The following is a 6,061-nucleotide window of genomic DNA, read 5'->3' as shown; positions in this document are numbered from 1 at the left end:
TTGTCGCGGACCTGCGCGAGCCGCTGCGGATCGCGATCGAGCGCGACGAGATCGAGCGTGTGACGTTCCAGGCAATGCGCGGTCTTGCCGCCGGGCGCGGCACAGGCGTCGAGCACGCGCAGGCCGTCGCGCAGATCGAGCAGGTCGGGCGCGAGCTGTGCCGCGCCGTCCTGCACCGAGAAGTCGCCGCTCGCATAGCCCGGCAGCGCGGTCACGTCGGTGCTTTCCTCGAGCACGATCGCATCGGGCAGCCAGTCGTGCGCGGCAGCGGCATGGCCTGCGCCGAGCAGCCGATCGACGAGGACGGCCGACGTCGTACGGCGCCGGTTCGCACGCAGCACCAGCGGCGCGGGCGCGTTGTTCGCGGCGAGGATCCCGTCGACATCGTCCGGCCAGTCGCGCGCGAACTGCTGCACGAGCCAGTCCGGGTGCGCGCTCGCGAGCAGGCGATCGGCGCCGATCGCGACCTCGAGCGCGGCGCGCTCGCGCAGGAAGCGGCGCAGCACCGCGTTGACGAGACCGGCGAGCTGCGGACGCTTGAGCGCGCGCACGGCATCGACCGTGCCGGCGACCGCGGCATATTCCGGCAACGCCATGACGGCGAGCTGCACGAGTCCGATCACGAGCAGCGCATGCACGACGGGCTCGCGTCCGCGCAGGGGTTTCTGCAGCAGCCTGCCAAGCACCGCGTCGTAGCGCAGCCACCAGCGCGCGCCGTCGCGCAACAACGCCGAGACGAACGCGCGGTCGCGCGGATCGGACAGTCGCGGCGCGACCTCGGCGAAGGCGCTGCGCAGCGAAACGCCGCCGCGCACGATCTGGTCGAGGGCCTGCGCGGCGAGTGCGCGCGCGTCGTTCATGCGGCCGGCCGGCGCAGATCGGGCCGCGCGTTCAGATAGTCGAGTACGGCCATGCGGCGTCCGCCGGCGCGCTGCAGTTCGCGGATGCGCAGCAGGCCGTCGCCGGTGGCGATGTCGAGGCCGTCGCGGCTTGCGGCGACCACGCTGCCCGGCGTGGCGCTCGCGGATCCGGGCAGCGCGTCGGCGGCCCAGATGCGCAGGCGCTCGCCGGCGACATCGGCTTCGGCGACCGGCCACGGATTGAATGCGCGGACCTTGCGCTCGATCGCCGCAGCCGCATTGCGCCAGTCGACCAGCGCCTCGGCCTTGTCGAGCTTGTGCGCGTATTCGACGCCGTCCTCGGGCTGCGCCCGGCTGGCCGGACGCGCGCGCGTGGCGACGAGCTGCGCCAGCTGCCGCGCGAGCACCTGCGCGCCGCAGGCCGAGAGCCGGTCATGCAGCGAACCGCCGGTCTCGCGGGAGATGTCGTCCAGTTCGACGCAGTCGATGACCGGTCCGGTATCGAGACCCTTCTCCATTTGCATCAGGCAGACCCCGCTGCGCGCATCGCCGGCGAGCACGGCGCGCTGGATCGGCGCGGCGCCGCGCCAGCGCGGCAGCAGCGAGGCGTGCACGTTCCAGCAGCCGAAGCGCGGGATGTCGAGGACTTTCTGCGACAGGATCAGGCCGTAGGCGACGACGACCATGAGATCGGGCGCATGCGAGGCGAGCGCTTGGCGCGCCTCGGGACTGCGGAAATTCTCGGGCTGATCGACGCGCCAGCCGTGCGCGAGCGCGAATTCCTTGACCGGGCTCGCGGCGAGCTTGCGGCCGCGACCGGCCGGACGGTCGGGCTGGGTGTAGACAGCGGCGATCTCGATGCCGGGCTGGACGCAGGCGTCGAGGCAGGGCACGGCGAATTCCGGCGTTCCGGCGAACACCACGCGCAGGGGCGATGTCATCGGGGTCAGGCGCTGCGACGCTGCTTTTCGAGCTTCTTGCGCACCATTTCGCGCTTGAGCGGCGAAAGATAGTCGACGAACAGGCGGCCGGCCAGATGATCCATCTCATGCTGGACGCAGACCGCGAGCAGGCCGTCGGCCTGAAGCGTGAACGTCTTGCCGGACGCGTCCTCGGCCTCGACCGTGATCAGGTTCGCGCGTTCGACGTCGGCGAAGATGCCCGGCACCGACAGGCAGCCTTCCTGGTAGGTCTGGATGCCGTCCTTGGCGAGGATGCGCGGATTGCAGAAGACGTGCGGCTGGTTCTTTTCTTCGGACACGTCGAGCACGAGCAGTTGCTTGTGCACGTTGACCTGGGTCGCCGCGAGCCCGATGCCGGGCGCCTCGTACATGGTTTCGAACATATCGGCCACGAGACGGGCCAGTTCGGGCCCGAACTCGGTCACGGGCAGCGCCTTGGTCCGCAGGCGCGGGTCGGGAAATTCCAGGATCGTCAGCTTGGCCATGGGGGCTACCTCGAAAGAATCTGCGCGGAAGTTGGCGGAAGCAGGTTCCGTTCCACGCGTAACATGCGGAAATTCTACGCGGAATTGTCCGCGGCGGGGGGAGCCGCCGGCGGTCGCGCGGCGGCCGGACCCCGGCCTCGGGCGGACACGGCTTGCGTGCGCATTTTCTTCGGCTACACTCACGATGCCCTTGGGGAATCAGGTAATTGGCGGCCATGCTTAAAAAACTACCTGCACTTTTTGCCGGATTGCTCGTCGCGCTCACGGCTTTTGCCGTCAGCGAGTCGGAGCTGCGCAACGGACACCCCGACACCTATACGGTGAAGCGCGGAGACACCCTCTGGGACATCTCGGCCCGCTTCCTCAAGAAACCGTGGCTCTGGCCGGAGATCTGGCAGGCCAACCCGCAGGTCGAGAACCCGCACCTGATCTATCCGGGCGACGTGCTCAACCTCTCCTATCTGAACAACGGCGGCGCCCGCCTGACCGGCGGCGGCCCCCGCGTGCGTCGCGAGCCGCTCGAGGATGCGATCCAGCCGATCAGTCTCAAGGACATCGAGCAGTTCCTCAAGAACATGCGCGTCGTCGACGAGAACACGTTCAAGGGCCTGCCCCACATCGTCGCGGTCGAAGAGAACAAGCTGCGCGCGGTCAACGGCAACCTCGCCTACGTGCGCGGCCTCGATGCGAAGCCCGGCGATGCGTTCGTGATCGTCCGTCCGACGCACCTGTACTACTCCGTCGAAGGCAAGAAGGGCAATCCGCCGACGACGCACGCGCGCGTGCTCGACACGACGCACGGCCAGAACAAGATGCTCTGGCACAACAATCCGGTCAAAAACATGTTCGGGCGGAACTCGAGCATCCTCGGCTACGAAGTGCAGGTCATCGCCAACGCGCAGGTCACGCGCACCGGCGATCCGAGCTCGCTGCTGATCACCTATTCCGACTACGAGATCCGTCCCGGCGACCTGATCATGCCGATCGAGGATCGCCCGTACGACTCGCAGTATTTCCCGCACGCGCCCAAGAGCGTGCCGACGAGCTTCGAAGTGCTCGCGTTCACCGACGCGCTCAACGCGATCGGTCCGAAGCAGGTCGTCGCGCTGTCGCGCGGTTCGGCCGACGGCATCGAGAACGGCCAGACCTTCTCGATCTACCACCCGGGCGAGCGCATCACGGACCAGTACAAATATCCCGAAGGCGGTGCGCGCAACTTCTTCAACCCGAACGATTCGAAGGTCACGCTGCCGGCCGAGTACATCGGTCACGTGATGATCTTCCGCACGTTCGACCGCGTGAGCTACGGCCTCGTCATGGACGGCCTGCGTCCGGTGCACCTGCACGACGTGCTGACCGCGCCGGAATGAGTCTCGCGCCGCGGAAGGCCAGGAATATTCCGAGCCTTCCGCCCGCCGTTTCCGAGCCAGAAGCGCCGGCGCAAGCCGGCGCTTTTTTTGTGCGCGTTCCTACACTGGCCGCATGAGCGCTTCGACGCCCGACACCGCCGAAACCCACGCCTGGCTCGTGCTGCTGCGCGCGCCGGGCCTGGGCGCCGCCGGCCTGCGCAGCCTGGTGACGCGTGCCGGCGGCGCGGCCGCGGCGCTGGCGGACATCGAGCGGCTGCGGCGCGAGTTCGCACTCGGCGACGAGACGCTGGCCCGGCTGCGCGCGCCGGACCGCGTGCGCGTCGACGCCGACCTCGACTGGCTCGCGGCGGCACCGGACCGGCGCCTGCTGACCTGGGACGACGCCGACTATCCCGCGCTGCTGCGCGAGGCCGGCGCCGCTCCGGCGGCACTGTTCGTGACTGGCGACATCAGCCTGCTCTGGCGTCCGCAGATTGCGATCGTCGGTGCGCGCAGTGCGACGGCCGGCGGGCTCGCGAACGCACGCAGCTTTGCCGCGCACCTGGCCTCGGCGGGGTTCGTCGTGACCAGCGGGCTGGCCGACGGCGTCGACGGCGCCGCGCACGCGGCCGCGCTCGACGCGGGCGGCGCTACGGTTGCCGTCACGGGCACCGGGCCGGATCTCGTCTATCCGCGGCGCAACGGCGCGCTTGCGGCACGCATCGCGGCCGCGGGCGCCGTCGTTACCGAATTCCCGCCGGGCATCGAGGCGCGCCCGGCACACTTCCCGCGACGCAACCGCGTGATCGCCGGACTGTCGCTCGGCGTGCTCGTCGTCGAGGCCGGCGTCCAGTCGGGCTCGCTGATCACGGCGCGCCTGGCCGGGGAGCAGGGCCGCGAGGTGTTCGCGCTGCCGGGGTCGATCCACAACCCGCTCGCGCGCGGATGCCACCAGCTGATCCGGCAGGGTGCGCGGCTTGTCGAGACCGCGACCGAGATCGTCGACGAGCTCGCCCCGCTCGCCCGCGCGCTCGGCGAACGGTTGCGCGAGCGGCTGGACGCTCCGGTGCCGACGGCCGAAGCGGGCCCTGTCGCCATGCCGGCAGCGGCGCGCGACGCCGACTACACCCGCGTGCTGGCAGCGCTGGGCCACGACCCGGTCAGCCTCGACGAGCTCGCCGCGCGGACCGGATTCGGCGTGCCGGCGCTGTCGTCGATGCTGTTGCTGCTTGAACTCGACGGCGATGTCACCAGTGTCGGCGGAGGGCGCTACCAGCGGCTCTGACTTCGCCGCCGCCCATGCTGGACCGCGTCGCGCTGTCATTCAGTCTGGCTTGACAGCACCGAGCGGCCTGTGTGCACGATGAAAAAAGAGGACGCCGGACAGTGCGTCCGCCCCATGCAATCGACCCAGCGGTTACCGGTACGCCGATAGCCCGCGCAGAGGACGCGCCACCCGCAATGGCCAAGAACCTACTCATCGTCGAATCGCCAGCCAAGGCCAAGACGATCAACAAGTATCTCGGCAAGGACTTCACGGTCCTTGCCTCCTACGGCCATGTGCGCGATCTCGTGCCCAAGGAAGGCGCCGTCAACCCCGACCAGAAGTTCGCGATGCAGTACGCGGTCATCGACAAGAACGAAAAGCATGTCGATGCGATCGCCAAGGCGGCAGCCAAGGCCGAAGCCCTCTACCTCGCGACCGACTTGGATCGCGAAGGCGAGGCCATCAGCTGGCACATCAGCGAGATCCTGCGCGAGCGCGGCCTGCTCGAGGGCAAGGACGTGCACCGGGTGGTGTTCTCCGAGATCACGCCCAAGGCGATCAAGGACGCGGTGGACCATCCGCGCGAACTCTCGCTCGACCTCGTGAACGCGCAGCAGGCGCGCCGCGCGCTCGACTACCTCGTCGGTTTCAACCTGTCGCCGGTGCTCTGGCGCAAGGTCCAGCGCGGTCTGTCCGCGGGCCGCGTGCAGTCGCCGGCGCTGCGCATGATCGTGGAGCGCGAGGAGGAGATCGAAGCCTTCGTCGCCCGCGAATACTGGAGCATCGAAGCCGAGTGCGCGCATCCGCGCCAGCCCTTCACCGCCAAGCTGACGAAGCTCGACGGACAGAAGTTCGAACAGTTCACCGTCACCGACGGCGACACCGCCGAAGCCGCGCGCCTGCGCATCCAGCAGGCCGCGCAGGGCTCGCTGCACGTCACCGATGTCAGCAGCAAGGAACGCAAGCGTCGTCCGGCGCCACCCTTCACCACCTCCACGCTGCAGCAGGAAGCCTCGCGCAAGCTCGGCTTCACCACCCGCAAGACCATGCAGGTGGCGCAGAAGCTGTACGAAGGCGTCAACATCGGCGACGAGGAAGGCACCGTCGGCCTGATCAGCTACATGCGTACCGACTCGGT

General features: G+C 69.1%; 6 protein-coding genes. 3 read left to right on the top strand and 3 right to left on the bottom strand.

Going from position 1 to position 6,061, the window contains the following annotated elements; translation table 11 throughout:
• The 3 genes from VLF18_RS04690 to def all read right to left on the bottom strand — a co-directional run.
• A partial coding sequence (locus VLF18_RS04690) for a transcription antitermination factor NusB (protein ID WP_325278461.1) occupies window positions 1–860 on the bottom strand: 860 nt, incomplete at its 3' end.
• Complete coding sequence (gene fmt / locus VLF18_RS04685; RefSeq protein ID WP_325278462.1) at window positions 857–1,789, bottom strand: methionyl-tRNA formyltransferase; 933 nt, start codon at window positions 1,787–1,789, stop codon at window positions 857–859. The genes fmt and VLF18_RS04690, both read right to left, overlap by 4 nt.
• Window positions 1,790–1,806: 17 nt before the next feature.
• Window positions 1,807–2,307, bottom strand: coding sequence for a peptide deformylase (gene def / locus VLF18_RS04680; RefSeq protein ID WP_325278460.1), 501 nt, complete (start codon window positions 2,305–2,307; stop codon window positions 1,807–1,809).
• A gap of 215 nt (window positions 2,308–2,522) precedes the next feature.
• Between def and VLF18_RS04675 the strand changes: the two genes are divergently transcribed.
• The 3 genes from VLF18_RS04675 to VLF18_RS04665 form a co-directional block, all read left to right on the top strand.
• Window positions 2,523–3,677, top strand: a complete 1,155-nt coding sequence (locus VLF18_RS04675) for a LysM domain-containing protein (protein ID WP_325278459.1) — start codon at window positions 2,523–2,525, stop codon at window positions 3,675–3,677.
• A gap of 112 nt (window positions 3,678–3,789) precedes the next feature.
• Window positions 3,790–4,941 carry a DNA-processing protein DprA gene (gene dprA / locus VLF18_RS04670; RefSeq protein WP_325278458.1) on the top strand — a complete coding sequence of 384 codons (1,152 nt, stop codon included), beginning with the start codon at window positions 3,790–3,792 and terminating at the stop codon, window positions 4,939–4,941.
• Window positions 4,942–5,117: 176 nt separating this feature from the next.
• The coding region (locus VLF18_RS04665) for a DNA topoisomerase (RefSeq protein ID WP_325278457.1) at window positions 5,118–6,061 on the top strand (944 nt) is incomplete at its 3' end.

The organism is Tahibacter sp. (genome assembly GCF_035481375.1).
In the GTDB taxonomy this organism is placed as follows: domain Bacteria; phylum Pseudomonadota; class Gammaproteobacteria; order Xanthomonadales; family Rhodanobacteraceae; genus Tahibacter.
This window is presented reverse-complemented; position numbering and strand designations above follow the sequence as displayed.

What these genes read in the sequence shown, in the direction of transcription:
- def (WP_325278460.1), bottom strand. Translation starts at nt 2,307, where the DNA reads ATGGCCAAGCTGACGATCCTGGAATTTCCCGACCCGCGCCTGCGGACC.
- VLF18_RS04675 (WP_325278459.1), top strand. Translation starts at nt 2,523, where the DNA reads ATGCTTAAAAAACTACCTGCACTTTTTGCCGGATTGCTCGTCGCGCTC.
- dprA (WP_325278458.1), top strand. Translation starts at nt 3,790, where the DNA reads ATGAGCGCTTCGACGCCCGACACCGCCGAAACCCACGCCTGGCTCGTG.